Annotated in this window: 18 protein-coding genes; all 18 read right to left on the bottom strand. The window is 60.9% G+C overall.

Annotated elements, in window-relative coordinates; genetic code table 11:
- Positions 1-9: 9 nt before the first annotated feature.
- Positions 10-1,554, bottom strand: a complete 1,545-nt coding sequence (gene araG / locus J3361_RS12265) for an L-arabinose ABC transporter ATP-binding protein AraG (RefSeq protein ID WP_207964819.1) — start codon at positions 1,552-1,554, stop codon at positions 10-12.
- A 75-nt stretch (positions 1,555-1,629) separates the two neighbouring features.
- Entirely contained in the window at positions 1,630-2,634 is a 1,005-nt protein-coding gene (locus J3361_RS12260) for a substrate-binding domain-containing protein (protein WP_207964818.1), read from the bottom strand.
- Positions 2,635-2,808: 174 nt separating this feature from the next.
- Entirely contained in the window at positions 2,809-3,627 is an 819-nt protein-coding gene (locus J3361_RS12255; protein WP_053186253.1) for an SDR family oxidoreductase, read from the bottom strand.
- Positions 3,628-3,863: 236 nt separating this feature from the next.
- A complete protein-coding gene (locus J3361_RS12250; RefSeq protein ID WP_207964817.1) occupies positions 3,864-4,739 on the bottom strand; it encodes an SMP-30/gluconolactonase/LRE family protein in 876 nt (291 codons plus the stop codon).
- Positions 4,736-5,482, bottom strand: a complete 747-nt coding sequence (locus tag J3361_RS12245) for a FadR/GntR family transcriptional regulator (protein ID WP_207964816.1) — start codon at positions 5,480-5,482, stop codon at positions 4,736-4,738. The genes J3361_RS12250 and J3361_RS12245 overlap by 4 nt, the downstream gene beginning before the upstream one ends.
- 944 nt (positions 5,483-6,426) lie before the next feature.
- Positions 6,427-6,987, bottom strand: a complete 561-nt coding sequence (locus tag J3361_RS12240) for a DUF1285 domain-containing protein (protein WP_207964815.1) — start codon at positions 6,985-6,987, stop codon at positions 6,427-6,429.
- A gap of 15 nt (positions 6,988-7,002) precedes the next feature.
- Positions 7,003-7,608: a DUF4823 domain-containing protein gene (locus tag J3361_RS12235; RefSeq protein WP_186707202.1), complete on the bottom strand. Its 606-nt coding sequence runs from the start codon at positions 7,606-7,608 to the stop codon at positions 7,003-7,005.
- 188 nt (positions 7,609-7,796) lie between these two features.
- Entirely contained in the window at positions 7,797-8,765 is a 969-nt protein-coding gene (locus J3361_RS12230) for a radical SAM protein (protein WP_207964814.1), read from the bottom strand.
- Positions 8,766-8,923: 158 nt separating this feature from the next.
- Positions 8,924-9,562: a TetR/AcrR family transcriptional regulator gene (locus tag J3361_RS12225; protein WP_207964813.1), complete on the bottom strand. Its 639-nt coding sequence runs from the start codon at positions 9,560-9,562 to the stop codon at positions 8,924-8,926.
- 384 nt (positions 9,563-9,946) lie between these two features.
- The gene (locus J3361_RS12220) at positions 9,947-10,741 is read right to left on the bottom strand and encodes a TatD family hydrolase (protein ID WP_207964812.1); all 795 of its coding nucleotides are present in this window, start codon (positions 10,739-10,741) and stop codon (positions 9,947-9,949) included.
- A gap of 11 nt (positions 10,742-10,752) precedes the next feature.
- Entirely contained in the window at positions 10,753-11,109 is a 357-nt protein-coding gene (locus J3361_RS12215) for a PilZ domain-containing protein (protein WP_207964811.1), read from the bottom strand.
- Positions 11,110-11,151: 42 nt separating this feature from the next.
- Positions 11,152-12,138 carry a DNA polymerase III subunit delta' gene (locus J3361_RS12210; RefSeq protein WP_207964810.1) on the bottom strand — a complete coding sequence of 329 codons (987 nt, stop codon included), beginning with the start codon at positions 12,136-12,138 and terminating at the stop codon, positions 11,152-11,154.
- Positions 12,131-12,763 (bottom strand): dTMP kinase, encoded by a 633-nt coding sequence (tmk, locus tag J3361_RS12205; protein ID WP_053124189.1) that lies wholly within the window; start codon positions 12,761-12,763, stop codon positions 12,131-12,133. Before tmk ends, J3361_RS12210 begins: the two co-directional genes overlap by 8 nt.
- Positions 12,764-12,783: 20 nt before the next feature.
- On the bottom strand, positions 12,784-13,944 hold the full coding sequence (gene mltG / locus J3361_RS12200) for an endolytic transglycosylase MltG (protein WP_207964809.1): 1,161 nt from the start codon (positions 13,942-13,944) through the stop codon (positions 12,784-12,786).
- Between the two features lie 3 nt (positions 13,945-13,947).
- Positions 13,948-14,763 carry an aminodeoxychorismate lyase gene (gene pabC, locus J3361_RS12195; RefSeq protein WP_207964808.1) on the bottom strand — a complete coding sequence of 272 codons (816 nt, stop codon included), beginning with the start codon at positions 14,761-14,763 and terminating at the stop codon, positions 13,948-13,950.
- Complete coding sequence (fabF, locus tag J3361_RS12190) at positions 14,763-16,007, bottom strand: beta-ketoacyl-ACP synthase II (protein ID WP_018613569.1); 1,245 nt, start codon at positions 16,005-16,007, stop codon at positions 14,763-14,765. Before fabF ends, pabC begins: the two co-directional genes overlap by 1 nt.
- Positions 16,008-16,115: 108 nt before the next feature.
- Positions 16,116-16,352: an acyl carrier protein gene (acpP, locus tag J3361_RS12185; RefSeq protein ID WP_003175607.1), complete on the bottom strand. Its 237-nt coding sequence runs from the start codon at positions 16,350-16,352 to the stop codon at positions 16,116-16,118.
- A 191-nt stretch (positions 16,353-16,543) separates the two neighbouring features.
- Positions 16,544-17,287: a 3-oxoacyl-ACP reductase FabG gene (gene fabG / locus J3361_RS12180; RefSeq protein WP_186707194.1), complete on the bottom strand. Its 744-nt coding sequence runs from the start codon at positions 17,285-17,287 to the stop codon at positions 16,544-16,546.
- Between the last annotated feature and the right edge of the window lie 13 nt (positions 17,288-17,300).

Below are 17,300 nucleotides of genomic sequence, written 5' to 3'. Positions count from 1 at the left end.
ATTTACCTCTCAGTTCGCCGCGTCGGCAACGCGTTGGCGCGGCAGCGCCAGTTGCAGCAGGTTGGATTCGTTGGCCTGGTCGCGCGACAGTTCGCCACGCATGGCCCCTTCGCAAAGCACCAGGATTCGGTCGGAAATGCCCATCACTTCCATTAAGTCGCTGGACACCACAATCACCGCGATACCGTCGGCCGCCAGGTTGTGGATAATCTGGTAGATCTCCGCCTTGGCGCCGATATCGATGCCCCGGGTCGGTTCGTCCAGCAGCAGGACTTTCATCGGCATCGACAGCCAGCGACCGAGAATCGCCTTCTGCTGATTGCCGCCGGACAGGTACATGATTTTCTGGCTGGCCGCCGGGGTCTTCACCTTCAGCGACTTGATTTGCTTGTCGGCATTGCCCCGTTCCCAATCACCGCGCAACAGGCAGCCGAGGGTCGAGTGGGACGGTCGGGCGCTGATGTTGATGTTCTCGCCCACGCTGCCCAACGGGATGATGCCTTCCTTCTTGCGATCTTCCGGGCACAGCAGCACGCCAGCGGCGATGGCATCCCGCGGCGAACGCAGTTTCAGCTCCTTGCCGTGCAACACGAGGCTGCCCTCGCTCTGGCGCTCCAGGCCACTGAGCAAGCGAAACAGTTCGGTACGACCGGCGCCGACCAACCCGAACAAGCCGAGGATCTCGCCCTTGTGCACCTGGAAACTCACCGGTTCGCGCAAGCCTGGCCCCAGCAGGTCCTTCACTTGCAGCGCCACATCGCCGCGTTCCCGAGGCCGGTAATCATAGATGTCCTGGATATCGCGGCCGACCATGCAGGTGACCAACTGATCGTGGGTCAGCTCGCTCATGTTCTCGAAGGTCCGGACATAACGACCGTCCTTGAACACGGTCACCGCATTACAGATACGGAACACCTCTTCCATGCGGTGGCTGACGTACAGCACCACTTTGCCCTCATCTCGCAAGCGGGCGATGATCGCCATCAAGCGGTCGATTTCCCGGGCCGACAGGCTACTGGTGGGTTCGTCGAAGGCAATGACATGGGCGCCACGGGACAAGGCCTTGGCGATTTCCACCAATTGCCGTTGGCCGAGGGACAGGCGACCGACTTTTTCCTGCGGGTCGATTTCGTCGGCCAGGCCTTTGAGCAGCGCCAGCGCCTGCTGGCGCAATACGCCACGGTTGACCAGGCCGAAACGCGCCGGCAAATGGCCAAGAAACAGGTTTTCCGCGACGGTCATTTCCGGCACCAGGTGCAGCTCCTGGTGAATCACCGCCACCCCGCTGGCGATGCTGTCGGCGGTGCCTTTGAAGGCCATCGTCTGTTCGCCGATCTGCAGGTCGCCACTGCTTGGGATGTAGGCGCCACCGAGGATCTTCAGCAACGTGGACTTGCCCGCGCCGTTCTCGCCCATCAAGGCATGCACCTGCCCCGGATGCGCGACGAAACTGATATTGGCCAGCGCCTGCACGCCGGGAAAGGATTTGCCGATCCCGTTGAACCGCAAGCTGCCGCCGATGTTGTGTTGCCGTGTCGCTGTTTGCGCTTGCATAACCACCTCGAACTTACAGAGATCAAGCGGCCCCGCCACTCATGTGGCCAGGGCCGCTTTTGAATCAACCGACCGTCAGTTCCACAGGCCGATCTTTTCCAGCTCTTGCTTGAAGTTCTCCCGGGTGATCAGCGTCACCTCGTCCATGGCGGTGTACTTCGGCGGTTCCTTGCCGGTGGTGATCCACTCGTACATCATTTCGGCGGTCTTGTAGCCTTCGATGTGCGGGCTTGGCAGCATCGAACCGAAGAAGCCGCTGTTGGGCTTTTTCAGCTCACCGATAGCGTCGGTGCCGTTGATGCCGATACCAATCACATTGGCCGCCTTGAACCCGGCCGCTTCAGTGGCGCGCACGCCGCCCAGCACGGTGTTGTCATTCATGCCACCGATGATCAGGTTTTTCGCGGCGCTTGGCAGTTTCACCAGGGCCGAGTTGGTGGAGTCCATGCTGCCGGGTACGTCGAGGGTTTTCAGGGCGGCGAAGAGGATGTGGTCTTTCGGGATACCGGCCTCCTCAAGGGATTTGACCGAACCGTCGGTGCGCTTCTTGCCAGTGTCCAGTTCGTTGTAGGTGTTGATCACCGCATAGGTTTCTTTCCAATCCCAGCCGCGTTTTTTCGCTTCAGCAGCCATGGCGGCGCCCTGCTTCTGGCCCACTTCGAACGCGGCCATGCCCAGGTACGGCACGTCTTCCATGAACTTGCCGTTGGCGTCGACGAAACGGTCGTCCACGGCAATCACCTTGAGATCGTTAAGCTTGGCCTTGGCCATGATGGCCGGGCCGAGGGACACGTCCGGCGGGCAGATCACGAAGCCCTTGGCGCCGTTGGCGGCCAGGCTGTCGATGGCCGAGAGGGTTTTCTCGCCGTCGGGCACGGCGATCTTGATCAATTCGAAGCCTTTGTCCTTGGCCGCCTTCTCGGCAAACGCCCATTCGGTCTGGAACCAAGGCTCCTCGGCCTGCTTGACCAGGAAACCAATTTTTACCGCATCGGCCGCCAGCAAGTGGCTGCTGAGGCTGACCGCGGTAACCGCCAGGGCGGCGCGACACAGGGAACGGATCCCACGACGATGTTTCATAGTTGACTCCTTGTTTTTTTTATTGAAAGCCAAACGTCCAAGGCCTGCTCCACCGACGGTGGAAATGCGCAGGCTGGGCGGTTACATCAAGTTGCTACACAGCATAGGCCTAAATAGTCATATCGTATGATGATTGGATTACAGGCGAAGTTTCCCATTGCAATCCAAGAACATTCAGTCGTGGTACATGACTGAACGTCCTCCATCGATGGTGATGCATGAGGCATTGATAAACGGTGCTTCGTCACTGGCCAGGAACACGGCCGTCATTGCCACTTCGATCGGTTGCCCGACGCGCCGTGGCGGGTGCAGATCCAGCGCGCGCTGGCGTTCGGCATGTGGATCGGCAAAGCCGTTCCAGTAGTCGACGTTCAGTTGGGTTTCGATATAACCCGGGGCGATGGCGTTGACGCGTACCCCTTTGGGCGCGTATTCGATGCCCAGGGCGCGAGTCAGGCCGAGCAGGCCGTGCTTGGCCACCGGGTAAGGGAAACAGCCGGGAATGATGTGGGACGAATGGACGGAGGCAATGTTGATGATGCTTCCCACGCCCTGCTCGATCATCTGTGGCAGCACCGCCTTGCAGCCGTACCAGGCGCCATCCAGGTCGATGGCGAAGCAGCGGCGCCAGTCCTCTTCGGTCATTTCCAGCGGGTCGCGGAAGACGTTGACGCCGGCGCAGTTGACCAGCACATCGATGCGACCGTGCAGCTCGACGGCGCGACGGGCCATGGCCTGCAAGTCTTGTTGCTTCGACACATCGGCCTGCAACGCTTGCACATCGGCGCCACGCTCACGCCAATGGGCGGCCACCGCCTCGACCTTCTGCGCCTGGATATCACTGATCACCAACCGGGCCTGTTGCGAGGCGAACGCCGCGACGATGGCTTCGCCAATGCCTTGGGCGGCACCGGTCAACAGCACGACCTTGTCCTTCAGGCGTTCGCCCTTCGGTGGCTCCGGCACGGGTGGCAAGACCAAGGGCTCAGCCATGGCTCAAGACTCCGGTGCGCGGGCACGACGAAAACCGGGCATCCACGGATGACCGGCGCGAAGGCGCTTGAAAGCACAGTGGCCGGCGTACGCCGCCGGGGCGTACGGGGAAAGATCGTTGCATCACTTCACCTGTCTTGTTTTTTTAGTGTGAGTGCGTATTGCCGATGGAGCCGACTATAAACCCGGCCGCCAAATAATCTCAATATATATATTTACATCCCATATTTTGGGATTCATCCCGCAAACCTCGTACAGACCACGCCAGGCACATCGACACGCATCGACAGCAGCGCACCGTCCAGCGGATGACCCAAGGGGCTCGCCGCGCTGGTGATGTACAACGTCTTGAGGTCTTCGCCGCCGAACACACAACTGGTCGGGCGGCTGACGGGCAATTCGATCACCCGGTCGACCTGGCCGTCCGGGGTCAGTCGCAACAGGCAACTGCCGTCCCAGCGGGCGTTCCAGATATAGCCCCGGGCATCCATCGCCGAGCCATCCGGGCCGCCACGCGGGTGTGGGCCGAACCAGACCTCGGCCGGCGCCAGGTTGCCTTCTGGATAGATGAAGTGCCGATACACCGTGCCGTCCAGGCTGTCGCCGAAATACACCGTGGTGCCATCGGGGCTCCAGAGCAAGGTGTTGGGGATGCCCAGCCCACGCAACAAGGGCTGGACCCGGCCGTCGCCCCCGACGCGAAACAGGCCGCCAGAGCGGTGCTCGATCGGCAAATCCTCGCCGTCGGCACCGATGTTGTTCTGCATGGTGCCGAGCCAGAGTTGGCCCAGGGGGTCGCAACGGGCTTCGTTGGCGCGATTGCCGGGCTGGGGGTCGGCCATGCACAGCAGCGTCAGGCGCGGCTCCAGGCCTGGCGAATCAAGATCCAGGCGATAGACGCCACTGCTCAGAGTCACCAACGCGTCGCCACTTTGGGTCGGTATGAAGGCAGAGACATGCTCGGGCATCTGCCAGATCTCCACATTGGCGCCAATCAGCCGCAGTGCCTGCTTGCCGGCGATATCGACCCAATACAACGCTTGAGTCGGCGCATCCCAAAAGGGCCCCTCGCCCAACTTCGCCCGATGTTCCGTCACAGCCGTCCACTTCATTGAATCCTCCCGTTCCCGACTTGCCCGGCGGCGTCTGTTCGACCGGCCATGACATTGGGGTAAAAGCGTTTGATCGCCAGGTCAGCGTTATCGATCAGGGTCATGCAGGCCCAGACGCCCCGGGCCGCGTCACGGGCAGCGATGGCGTCGGCGATGTCCTTGTGGATGGGCAAGGTGCGGCGCAACTCATCCGGGTCGGCCGCCGACACCTCGAACGACACCGCCAGCAATGCACCGAGGGCCGGGACCATTTGTTCGATGAATTGATTATGGCTGGCGGCCAGGATGCACTCATGGAAAAACTGATCGGCGCGGTTGTAATCGGCGCCGCTGTCCACTGCCCTTTCCAGGGCATGATAGGCCAGGCGGATCGCCTGCACCTGGTCGGCCGAGGCCCGCTCACAGGCCCAGCGCACCGCCATCGGCTCGATGGTACGGCGCAGGTCCAGCAAGTCATCGACGAAGTTTTCCGGCAGGCCGCTGCGTGACAGCCAGCCCACCACTTGAGGGTCGAACAGGTTCCAGCGGCGCACCGGCAATACCCGCGTGCCGACTTTCGGCCCGACTTCCAGCATGCCTTTGGCCACCAGGGTCTTGATCGCCTCGCGAATCACCGTGCGACTGACGCCCAGTTGCTCGCCCAAGTCCGCTTCGACCTTGATGGTTTGCCCAGGCTTGACCTGGCCGGCGGCGATCCAGCCCCCCAGCCAATCGACGGTCGATGCGTGAAAACTGCTGGACATGAAAACCCCGCGGGCCACTCTTATTGGAGGCCCACGCTAATCATCATACGATTGGGTGTCAATTTGAATTTTGCAAATCCCTGTGGGAGCGAGCTTGCTCGCGAAAGCGGTGGGTCAGCTGAGGAGATGTTGGCTGTGCTGGCGCTATCGCGAGCAAGCTCGCTCCCACAGTAGTTTCTGGGCGTTCACATTATTCGCGTTCACCACAGCGCATGTGGGAGCGAGCCTGCTCGCGATAGCGGTGGGTCAGCTAAGAAGATGTTGGATGTGCCGGCGCCTTCGCGAGCAAGCCCGCTCCCACAGTAGTTTCTGGGCGTTCACATTATTCGCGTTCACCACAGCGCATGTGGGAGCGAGCCTGCTCGCGATAGCGGTGGGTCAACTGAGGAGATGTTGGCTGTGCTGGCGCCTTCGCGAGCAACCCCGCTCCCACAGTAGGTTCTGGGCGTTCACATTATTCGCGTTCACCACAGCGCATGTGGGAGCGAGCCTGCTCGCGATAGCGGTGGGTCAGCTGAGGAGATGTTGGCTGTGCTGGCGCCTTCGCGAGCAACCCCGCTCCCACAGTAGATTCTGGGCGTTCACATTATTCGCGTTCACCACAGCGCATGTGTGCGAGCCTGCTCGCGATAGCGGTGGGTCAGCTAAGAAGATGTTGGATTTGCCGGCGCCTTCGCGAGCAGGCTCGCTCCCACAGTAGATTCTGGGCGTTCACATTATTCGCGTTCACCACAGCGCATGTGGGAGCGAGCCTGCTCGCGATAGCGGTGGGTCAGCTGAGGAGATGTTGGCTGTGCCGGCGCTTTCGCGAGCAAGCTCGCTCCCACAGGTTTGGTGGTGCACACAGATAGTGCAGGCGCTCCAAATTTACTGTGGGAGCTTGCTCGCGATAGCGATCCTTCAGCCGTCGCGGATGTTGGATCAACCCTCACTTCCACAAGCGATCAGGGCTCCAGGCCGATGGGGAAAAATTCGCCGCCGCTCCACACACCCAGCCAGCGCTGCCCATCAATCTCGCGGCCGACCGCCAGTTCCACCAGTTGATAGAACACATTGCGATGGATCAGTGCTTCGAGGTTGCTGCGCACATGCACGTAGGGCGCCGGCTCCTGGGTCTGGGGATCGATCTCCACCCGTAGCGGGTGCTCGGCGCCGGCCTCGGTGGTTTCCTCGACATTGGTGGTGAAGCGCAACAGCTGTCCTTCTCCTTGCCCTTCTACCTCAAGGGTCACGGCCACGAACGGCGCGTCATCGACCTTGATACCGACTTTTTCCACAGGGGTGATCAGGAAATAATCATCGCCGTCGCGGCGGATGATGGTGGAGAACAGCTTGACCATCGGTTTTCGTCCGATGGGCGTACCCAGGTAGTACCAGGTACCGTCCCGGGCGATGCGCATGTCGATGTCGCCGCAGAAGTCGGGGTTCCACAAGTGGACCGGCGGCAGGCCTTTGGTCTTGGGGATCTGCCCCAGCAAGTCATTGGCTTTTTGCGGTCCGCTCATGGTGACTCCTTGTAGTTACTGGTCGCTCATCCCCAACAGGCTGCGGGCATATTCACGCAGAGGCGCGGCGATGAGGTCTTGGGGCTGTTTGTCGTGGAACGTCAGTAAACCGCCACGACTCTTGATCCGTGCAGTATCAATCAAATACTGGGTGCTGGTCTCGATCAACATGATTTGAATCACGCCGGTATCGACACCGAGGCGATCCACGGCTTCTTCATCCAGCCATTCGTCTGAGTTGCCGATGCGGTTATCGGCCTTGGCGAACCGGGTATACAACAGGTAATGGGCACCGGCGGCACGGGCTTCGCCCATGGCCTGATCGAGGCCTTCGGGAACACGGGCACGACGGACCATGGGGAAATATTCGATGAAGCCATTGAAGGCTTCTTCGGCCACGACATTGGGACGTGGATAGGCACTGCCCGGCGGAGCGAAGGCGCCCTGGGCGATGTAGATAAACGAGTCGGGCTGGATTCGCAGGTTGTTCACACGACGGCTGTCGCTATGGTCCAGCAGGCCGGCATCGCTCATGTGATAACGAACGCCCTCCCCCATGTCGCTGACATTCATGCAACCGCCAAGCACCAAAACGGCCAGCAGCAAAACCAGGCTACGCATCCTATCCCTCCAAAAACCGGTGTCGGAAAACCGGCGAATGGTCGTGGGATGCAGCTTTTGCGCCAGCTCATCGAGATGGGGGTCAGATGTATCCAAGCGAGTGGAAAATTGCTATCGCGGGCAAGCCTTGCTCCCACATGGTAAGCGTCTTCCTCGTGGGAGCAAGGCTTGCCTGCGATAGCAATAGATCAGCCGCCAATGATTTTCATGACGGTCGCACCGCCGGAGAACGCCACTTCCTGCTTGTCCCCCAGCGCCTTGACCAACAAGCGCTGAAGCGCCGGCAAGGCCTGATGGCGTGGCTTGTCCAGAAGATCACCGACGAAGTGACGGTTACTCGACGACAGGCAGCCGTGCAGCCAGCCCGTGGAGGACAGCCGCAGTCGCGAACAGGTACGGCAAAAAGGCACGCTTTCGTTGGCGATCACACCGAAGTGCCCCATCCCCGGTATCTCATAACGCACCGCCGTGGCGTCCACTGGCGCGTCGGCTTGCAGGTATTCGTACTGGTCGCCGATCAGGCTGAGCAGTTGCTGGAGGCTGACGAACTGCTGCAGGAAGGCGTTGGAATCGCTGGCCAGGTGGCCCATGCGCATCAACTCGATGAAACGCAACTCATAACCACGCTCCAGGCAGTACTCGAGCAGCGGCATCACCTGGTCGAGGTTTTGCCCGCGCAACGGCACCATGTTGACCTTGATCTTCATCCCGGCGGCCCGGGCCTGCTCCATGCCATCGAGCACGGTCGCCAGGTCGCCGCCACGGGCGATACTGCGAAACGCGGCGGGGTCCAAGGTGTCGAGGGAAACGTTGATGCGACGGATACCGGCATCCACCAGCAACGGCAGTTTTTTCGCGAGCAACTGGCCATTGGTGGTCAGGCTGATGTCCTCCAGCCCCATCTGCCCCACCGCCGTCATGAAACGCTCGAGCTTGGGGCTGACCAGCGGCTCGCCGCCCGTGATGCGCAGCCGCTCGATACCGGCGGCCTCGATCAAATACGCCACGCCGCGCGCCATGGCCTCGGCCGACAGTTCATCCTGCGCAGCCACCAACCGCTTGCCGTCAGGCACGCAGTAGGTACAGGCGTAATTGCAGGCTGAGGTCAGGCTGATCCGCAAATTGCGGAAACGCCTGCCTTGACGGTCAACGATCATGGATCACTCCGGCACAAGAAAAATCGGACTCGCGAAAATTGACCTAGAAATCAAGATTTCGCAAGACCCAAGCCTGAGTATATTACTGGGGCACTGCGCCATGTAAGCGGACATGGCGCAATAAGGCAGCTGAATGTCTTGTTGCCGGTGCGGCTCAGTCAGTTGCTCGGGTGGTCGGGATCGCGCTTGCGCTTGTTACCCATGCGCACGCCAATATCCATCAGGAACTGGAAGAAACCTTCCTGATCCTCCAGCACGTTGCTCCAGAACGGCGAGTGATACAGCGCCACCGCGCCGTGCACCAACGCCCAGGCAGCGCAGTAGTGGAAATAAGGTGGAACGTCCTCGAGCTTGCCTTCGCTGATCCGGCCCTTGATCAGTAGGGTCAGGCGTTCGAAATTGGAGGCGCGGATCTTGTGCAGTTCCTCGACCATCTCCGGCACCTGGTTGCCCTTGACCACTTTCTCTTCCAAACGGTCAAACAAGCGGTAGCGCTGCGGGTCGCGCATGCGGAACTCGAAGTAGGCCCGGGACAGGGCTTCCTTGTCCTTGTCCACATCGGCCGAATGCAGCAGCTCGTTCAGATCGCGCTCGTAGTCGAGCATCAGGCGCAGGTAGATCTCCGCCTTGGATTTGAAGTGTTTATAAATCGTGCCTTTGCCGATACCCACGGCATCCGCAATCATCTCGACGGTGACACTGTCTTCACCTTGGTCGAGGAACAACTTGAGCGCGGTGTCGAGAATTTCCTGCTCGCGGCGGCGAAACTCACGGACCTTACGGGGTTCTTTGTGCATAAGAAAAAGGTCTGAAGGGTCAAAATTCGAAGCCGGGTATTATGCCTAACTTACGCAAAAATGCACGGATCATCCATTCTCGGCCACCGTTCTTCACAAAACCGTGCTCACCCGGCTCGCCGTTTCCCTTGCCAACGGGCCGCACTGGCGAGCTTTGACGACAGTGAGAACTTATCCGAAGCGGGCGTATTCCAAATTTGTTTAAAAACCGGCCCGACCAGACTGGACGGGTTGGCATACTGATCAATACTTGAACTGTCGGCGCGACATCTCCCCCAAGTGACGCGCTGATAAAGGTGCCAACGGACCGCGTGCCTTTGTTTTACTCCTAATGGTCTTAACCCGGATTCACCCCCCAGAACCCGGGTTTTTTTTGCATGAAATTCAGCTGATCGCCGAACGGACGTGAGCCAGCGGAAACAATTGCTTAAAATTTTCCGTCGTCTGCTCGGCAAACCGCTCGTAGGACTCGCCTCGCAACATCGCCAGAAACTCCGCCACTTCCCGCACGTATTGCGGAAGGTTCGGCTTGCCGCGATACGGGATCGGCGCCAGGTAAGGCGAGTCGGTTTCCACCAACAGCCGGTCAGCCGGCACCTTGCTCGCAACGTCGCGCAGGGCATCGGCATTACGGAACGTGACAATCCCGGACAAGGAAATGTAATAGCCCATGTCCAGGGCAGCCTTGGCCATGTCCCAGTCTTCGGTAAAGCAATGCAGCACACCGGCCTGGGGCAGCGCGGCGTCACGCAGCAAGGCCAGGGTATCGGCCCGGGCGCCGCGGGTGTGGATGATCACCGGTTTACCCGTCTGCCGGGCGGCCTCCAGGTGCAACCGGAACGACGCCTGCTGCACATCGGCAGCTTCCGGCTCGTAGTGATAGTCCAGGCCGGTTTCGCCAATGGCGACCACCCGTGGATGATCGAGCTCACGCAACAGCCAGTCGAGCGCCGGCGCGGCACCGGGCTGGACGTCCAATGGGTGGATGCCGACCGAACAATCGACGTCGGCATAACGCTCCGCCAGCGCTTTCACATCGGCGGCGTTGTCGGCACTGACGCCGATGCACAGGAAGTGACCGACGCCACGTTCCCGGGCCGCGTCCAGCGCGGCATCCAGGGAACCGCCATGGGCAGCAAGGTCGAGACGATCGAGGTGACAATGGGAATCTACAAGCATAAAAGGCCAGGCTACATCGTATGGGTGGGACGGTCGGACTTCAGGGAGCCGGCCAAGTGGGTTTCAATCTGATTGCGGGCCGAATTATCACCGTCGCTGAACTGCACGCCCACGCCGGCGGCCCGATTGCCCTGGGCGCCCTTGGGAGTCAGCCAGATCACCTTGCCGGCGACCGGAATTTTCTCCGGCTCATCCATCAGGCTCAAGAGCATGAACACTTCATCGCCCAAACGGTAATTCTTGTTGGTCGGGATGAACAGGCCGCCGTTCTTGATGAAGGGCATGTAGGCGGCATAAAGCACCGACTTGTCCTTGATGGTCAGGGACAGGATGCCGTTGCGTGGCCCGGGACTGACAGGTTCGTTCATGCTGATCTCCGCTGCGATTGAGCTGAGTCTAGGCGGTACCTGTCAACTTCGACCAGGCAAACTCGCCCACTGCACCAACAGCGCCTCGAGCAACAGCACTCGATTGAGGTTCGCCTTGCTCAGCACCTTTTGACGTTGGGCAAGAATCCAGTCCTGGATGTTCAAGATTTTATCCTGGCTGCTTTTTTGCGCCAGGTACTGGATCACCTTGCGCATGTCCGCCAACCCCAGGCCGGCCTCGTCTTCGGTCAACTGGTAACGCAGGATCAGGCTCGACCAGTCGCAGAACCAGTCAAACAGCAGCAGTAGCGGGATGGCGTTCCAGCCCTCGGCCAGTTGCGTGGGGGATTGTTGCTGCTTGAGCAGCTTCTTGACCCCGTCCACCACCAAGGCCCGCTGTTCACGCACGCCCTGGGCCTGGAGGCTGACAGCCGCCAGGGGCGAGCCGGCCGCGAGGGTCAGCAGCTCGATACGCTCTTCGTCGCTGCTGTCAGGCAGGGCCTGGGCCAACCATTGCAAGCTCATCGCCTCGCTCGGCAGCGGGCAGGCCTGTTGTACGCAACGGCTCTTGATGGTCGGCAGCAAGCGACTCGGCTGGTGGCTGACCAGCAACAACACGGTATCGCCGGAAGGCTCTTCGAGGCTCTTGAGCAAGGCGTTGGCAGCGTTGATGTTCATCGACTCGACCGGCTCGATCAGCACCACTTTGCGCCCCCCCATCTGCGAGGTCTGGACCACGAAGCTGACCAGGTCGCGAACCTGGTCGACCTTGATCGCCTTGTCCGCCTCTTCCGGCTCCAGCACGTAATTGTCGGGATGGCTGCCGGCCTTGAGCAGCAGGCAGGACTTGCATTCGCCGCAGGCGTTGGAGACTCCCGGGCGCTGGCATAGCAGGCTGGCCATCAGCCGCTCGGCCAGCGCCCGCTTGCCGATGCCGACCGGACCGTGCAGCAGATAAGCATGGGCATGCTGGGCACGACCGGCCAGTTGCTGCCAGAGACCGTCTTGCCAGGGATAGGCTTCAGCCACGGACACGCTCCAGCAAACGTGGCAGCAAGCCGTCCAGGGACTGCTGGACCTGGGTCAGCGGCTGCGCGGCATCGATCAGCAGGTAACGCGCCGGATCGGCCTTGGCGCGCCCCAGGAAGGCATTGCGCACGGCATTGAAGAAAGCCTGGCCTTCAAGCTCGAAACGATCCAGCCGGCCACGGGCGCTGGCGCGGGCCAGGCCGATTTCCACCGGCAGGTCGAACACCAGGGTCAGGTCTGGCCGCAGGTCACCTTGGACGAAGCTTTCCAGCGCGGCGATGCGCTCCACGGACAAGCCCCGACCGCCGCCCTGGTAGGCATAGGTCGAATCGGTAAAACGATCGCAGAGCACCACGGCGCCACGGGCCAGCGCCGGGCGAATCACCTCGGCCAGATGCTGCGCCCTGGCGGCGAACACCAGCAATAGCTCAGTGTCAGGGTTCATGACTTCTTCGAGGGGCGCCAGCAGCACCTCGCGAATTCGCTCAGCCAGCGGCGTACCGCCCGGCTCGCGGGTCAATACCACCTCGATGCCGGCGGCCCGCAGGCGTTCGGCCAAATATTCGCGGTTGGTGCTCTTGCCGGCGCCTTCCGGGCCTTCCAGCGTTATAAACAAGCCAGTCACGGGGCGATCCTTAATCAAAGTCATTGCGGGCTCGATGGCTCGCTGGCGTCCGGCTCGGGGGCAGGTACCTGGGGTGGCACATGGGGCACCGCTTCAGGTGCCGTGTCGGGCGATGCCGCCGGGATCGGCGCCTGCTCGTCCGGCGTTACCGGCGCCGGACTGGAGCGGTAATCGGCACGGCGCTTGAGCTGGAACTCGCGCACCGCGTTGTTGTGCGATTCCAGGTCATCGGAAAACACATGGCTACCATCGCCACGGGCGACAAAATACAGACTGTTACCCGGCGCCGGGTTCAACGCGGCATGAATCGCTTCGCGCCCCACCATCGCAATCGGCGTCGGCGGCAGGCCCGGGATCAGGTAGGTGTTATAGGGGTTTTCTTCTTTCAAATGGGCGCGGGTGAGCTTGCCGGTGTAGCGCTCGCCCAGGCCGTAGATCACCGTGGGATCGGTCTGCAGCAGCATGCCCAGGCGCATGCGCCGCACAAAGACGCCGGCAATTTGCCCGCGCTCCTGGGGGACGCCAGTTTCCTTCTCCACCAAGGACGCCATGATCAGCGCCTGGTACGGCATGGTGTAAGGCACATCGGCGGCACGCTGTGCCCACTCCTTGGCGAGCACGTCTTCCAGACGGTCGTAGGCTTTCTTCAGCAAGTCGACATCCGAGGTACCGCGCACGAAGCGATAGGTGTCCGGGAAGAACCGGCCTTCGGGAAATACCCCCGAATGACCCAGACGGTCCATGACCTGGCTGTCGCTCAGGTTGGCGAGGGTCTGCTGGAGTTTTTCATCCTTGGCCAGTGCGGCGCGCACCTGGCGGAAATTCCAGCCCTCCACCAGCGTTACGCTGTACTGCACCACCTCACCGCGTTTCCAGACACCGATCAGGCCTTCCATGGTCATGCCTGGCACCATCCGATACTCACCGGAGTGCAACGGCTGGCCGGCGAGATTGAAGCGCCAATAGACCCGCAGCCAGAAGGCGTCCTTGATCAAGCCATCGGCTTCGAGGCGCTTGAGGGTTCCGGTGGGGGTGGTTCCGTTGGGCACGTCCAGCAACTCTTCCTGGGTGATGTTCAGCGGCTGTTGCAGCGCCGAATGAATCTTCCAGGCCGAAGCGCCCAACAACAGCCCTGCCAGGACCAGTCCGGTCTCCAGCAGCAGCAAGAATTTACGTCTCACGAATCAAACATCCAATAGCGCACGGGCAAGGGTTTGCAGTTTACGGGTGAGCGGGCCAACCGACCAGCGCGCCGAACCGCATCCGCGTACCGGCCACACGCCATAAACGCTGTTGCAGACGAAGACTTCATCGGCCTGCTGCAGTTGTTCGAGGCCGATGTCGGTGATTTGCGTGGCGATGCCCTGGGACTTGGCTTGAAACAATAATTCCGCGCGCATCACGCCGGCCACGCCGCAACGGCTCAGGTCTGCTGTGAACAAAACGCCATCGCGCACCAGGAACAGATTGCTGAATACGCCTTCGATCACCCGTCCGGACGTGTCCAACATCAAACCTTCAGCGTACTGACCATCGCGCCATTCGGCACGGGCCAGCACTTGTTCCAGGCGGTTGAGGTGCTTGAGACCGGCGAGCAAGGGCTGTTCGGACAAACGCACGGTGCAGGGGAACAGAAGAATGCCTTGTTCGGCATGGGTAGCGGGATAGGCGGCCGGCGGGCTGCCTTGCAGGATGCGCCTGGCCGGCACCGAAGGATCAGCGGCATAACCGCGCAGGCTGTCGCCACGGGTCACGATCAGTTTTAGCACGCCATCGCCCAGGTAGCGGGCGAAGGCGTCCAGCTCTGTGCTCAGTACGCCCATGTCGACGTTGAGCGCCAACCGCTGGCAACCTGCTTCCAGGCGCTGCAGATGGCGCTCCAACAGCACCGGGGTGCCATCGTGCACGGCGATGGTTTCGAACAACCCATCGCCGTAGGCCAGGCCGCGATCTTTCAGCGACAGGAGGTCGGCCGGCTGACCGTCGACCCAGCTTTCCATCAACCGGCGAACCGGCGGAACACCAGCGAACCGTTGGTTCCGCCAAAACCGAAGGAGTTTGACAGCACCACATCGATGTCCATGCTGCGGGCAGTGTGCGGCACGAAGTCCAGGTCGCAGCCCTCGTCCGGCTCATCGAGGTTGATGGTCGGCGGCGCCGTCTGGCTGTTGATTGCCAGTACGCTGAAGATCGCTTCCACCGCCCCTGCCGCACCCAGCAGGTGACCGGTCATGGACTTGGTCGAGCTGACCGCCAGCTTGTAGGCGTGCTCGCCGAACACGGTCTTGATCGCCTGGGCTTCGGCCAGGTCGCCGGCCGGGGTCGACGTGCCGTGGGCGTTGATGTACTGCACCTGCTCGCCGTTGAGCTTCGCGTCACGCAACGCGTTGGCGATGCAACGGGCCGCACCGGCGCCATCGGCCGGTGGCGACGTCATGTGATAGGCATCGCCACTGGTGCCAAAGCCGATCAGCTCGGCATAGATGGTCGCGCCGCGCGCCTTGGCGTGCTCCAGTTCCTCGAGCACCAGCGCACCGGCACCATCGGACAATACGAAGCCATCACGGCCCTTGTCCCACGGCCGGCTCGCGCGGGCGGGCTCATCGTTGCGGGTCGACAGCGCGCGGGATGCGCCGAAACCGCCCATGCCGAGGCCGCAAGCGGCCATTTCAGCACCGCCGGCAATCATCACGTCGGCTTCGTCGTACATGATGTTGCGCGCGGCCATGCCGATGCAGTGGGTACCGGTGGTGCAGGCGGTCGCGATGGCGTAGTTGGGTCCCTGTGCACCGAGGTGGATGGACAGGAAACCGGAAATCATGTTGATGATCGAGCCCGGCACGAAAAACGGAGAAATCCGTCGCGGTCCCGACTCGTGCAGCGTGCGGCTGGTTTCTTCGATATTGGTCAAGCCACCAATACCCGAGCCCATGGCCACGCCGATGCGTTCACGGTTGGCGTCGGTGACTTCCAGCCCGGCGTTGCGCACGGCCTGGAAACCGGCTGCCAAGCCGTATTGAATGAACAGGTCAAGCTTGCGGGCTTCCTTGACCGACAGGTATTCCTCGACATTGAAGCCCTTTACCGAGCCGCCAAAACGGGTGGAATAGGCAGAAAGGTCGGTGTGTTCGATCAGACCAATGCCACTGCGGCCAGCCAGAATGCCCTGCCAACTGCTCGGCACATCCGTGCCCAGTGGCGACAACATACCCATACCGGTGACTACGACGCGTCTACGCGACACAGCACTCTCCTTTTTCAAATGACGACTTTGCATCAGGCCTAAAGAAAAAACCGCACGCCGTGACGGCAGTGCGGTTTTTCCATGACAGCTAGCGACGACTAAAAACGATTACGCCTGGTGGCTGGTAACGTAGTCGATAGCAGCTTGTACAGTAGTGATCTTCTCAGCTTCTTCGTCAGGAATCTCAGTCTCGAATTCCTCTTCCAGAGCCATCACCAGCTCAACGGTGTCAAGGGAGTCGGCACCCAGGTCTTCTACGAAGGAAGCGGTGTTCACAACTTCTTCTTCTTTAACGCCCAGTTGCTCGGCAACGATTTTCTTGACGCGCTCTTCGATGGTGCTCATACCTTGTTTTCACTCCTAATGGACAAATTCAGGCAGCTGGCCGGTGGGTAAGTGTATAGAAGAACTTTTCGATTTTTCAACCGAAAGCTTCACTCCTCAAACCCCGCGGCCCGCCGTCTATAAATTGGTTGCAGCTTTATAACGGATTTTAGACAGCTCGTATGACATTTTTTTGAAGCAATCCGTCACATTTAACTCATGTACATCCCGCCGTTCACCGGGATTGTAGCCCCGGTCACGTATGCCGCACCGTCCGACGCAAGAAAAGCGACCACGGACGCGATTTCTTGAGCTTGCCCCAGACGACCCAGCGGAATCTGCGTCAACAAGGCTTCACGCTGTGCTTCCGGCAGTTCACGGGTCATGTCGGTATCGATAAAACCCGGTGCAACCGAGTTTACCGTAATCGAGCGCGAACCCACTTCACGCGCCAGCGCACGGCTGAAACCTTCCAGACCGGCCTTCGCCGCAGCATAGTTTACTTGGCCTGCGTTGCCCATGGCACCCACAACCGAGCCGATACTGATAATTCGACCCCAGCGCGCCTTGGTCATGCCACGCAGAACGCCCTTGGACAGCCGGTACAGACTGTTCAGGTTGGTGTCGACCACGTCGAACCATTCGTCATCTTTCATGCGCATCATCAGGTTATCGCGGGTGATGCCGGCATTATTGACCAGGATCGCCGGCGCACCGAACTGCGCCTGAATGCTCGCCAGCACCGCCGCAACGGATTCGTCGCTGGTGACGTTCAGCTCAAGGCCGGTGCCTTGGATGTCGTTTTCCTTCAGGGTCGCGGCGATGCGCTCGGCGCCCGAAGCGGAAGTCGCGGTGCCGATGACGATGGCGCCTTGACGACCCAGTTCCAGGGCAATGGCCTGGCCGATGCCACGGCTTGCACCGGTCACCAGTGCAACTTTACCTTGCAGACTCATGCAAGCTTCTCCT

This window comes from Pseudomonas sp. OA65, from assembly GCF_017498305.1.
Classification (GTDB): Bacteria; Pseudomonadota; Gammaproteobacteria; order Pseudomonadales; family Pseudomonadaceae; genus Aquipseudomonas; species Aquipseudomonas zanjanensis.
Note: the sequence above shows the minus strand (reverse complement) of the source record. Positions and strands in the feature narration are given on the sequence as shown.

What these genes read in the sequence shown, in the direction of transcription:
- J3361_RS12230 (WP_207964814.1), bottom strand. Translation starts at nt 8,765, where the DNA reads ATGATCGTTGACCGTCAAGGCAGGCGTTTCCGCAATTTGCGGATCAGC.
- J3361_RS12240 (WP_207964815.1), bottom strand. Translation starts at nt 6,987, where the DNA reads ATGAGCGGACCGCAAAAAGCCAATGACTTGCTGGGGCAGATCCCCAAG.
- J3361_RS12235 (WP_186707202.1), bottom strand. Translation starts at nt 7,608, where the DNA reads ATGCGTAGCCTGGTTTTGCTGCTGGCCGTTTTGGTGCTTGGCGGTTGC.
- J3361_RS12225 (WP_207964813.1), bottom strand. Translation starts at nt 9,562, where the DNA reads ATGCACAAAGAACCCCGTAAGGTCCGTGAGTTTCGCCGCCGCGAGCAG.
- J3361_RS12245 (WP_207964816.1), bottom strand. Translation starts at nt 5,482, where the DNA reads ATGTCCAGCAGTTTTCACGCATCGACCGTCGATTGGCTGGGGGGCTGG.
- acpP (WP_003175607.1), bottom strand. Translation starts at nt 16,352, where the DNA reads ATGAGCACCATCGAAGAGCGCGTCAAGAAAATCGTTGCCGAGCAACTG.
- araG (WP_207964819.1), bottom strand. Translation starts at nt 1,554, where the DNA reads ATGCAAGCGCAAACAGCGACACGGCAACACAACATCGGCGGCAGCTTG.
- J3361_RS12215 (WP_207964811.1), bottom strand. Translation starts at nt 11,109, where the DNA reads ATGAACGAACCTGTCAGTCCCGGGCCACGCAACGGCATCCTGTCCCTG.
- fabG (WP_186707194.1), bottom strand. Translation starts at nt 17,287, where the DNA reads ATGAGTCTGCAAGGTAAAGTTGCACTGGTGACCGGTGCAAGCCGTGGC.
- J3361_RS12220 (WP_207964812.1), bottom strand. Translation starts at nt 10,741, where the DNA reads ATGCTTGTAGATTCCCATTGTCACCTCGATCGTCTCGACCTTGCTGCC.
- pabC (WP_207964808.1), bottom strand. Translation starts at nt 14,763, where the DNA reads ATGGAAAGCTGGGTCGACGGTCAGCCGGCCGACCTCCTGTCGCTGAAA.
- J3361_RS12255 (WP_053186253.1), bottom strand. Translation starts at nt 3,627, where the DNA reads ATGGCTGAGCCCTTGGTCTTGCCACCCGTGCCGGAGCCACCGAAGGGC.
- J3361_RS12250 (WP_207964817.1), bottom strand. Translation starts at nt 4,739, where the DNA reads ATGAAGTGGACGGCTGTGACGGAACATCGGGCGAAGTTGGGCGAGGGG.
- J3361_RS12260 (WP_207964818.1), bottom strand. Translation starts at nt 2,634, where the DNA reads ATGAAACATCGTCGTGGGATCCGTTCCCTGTGTCGCGCCGCCCTGGCG.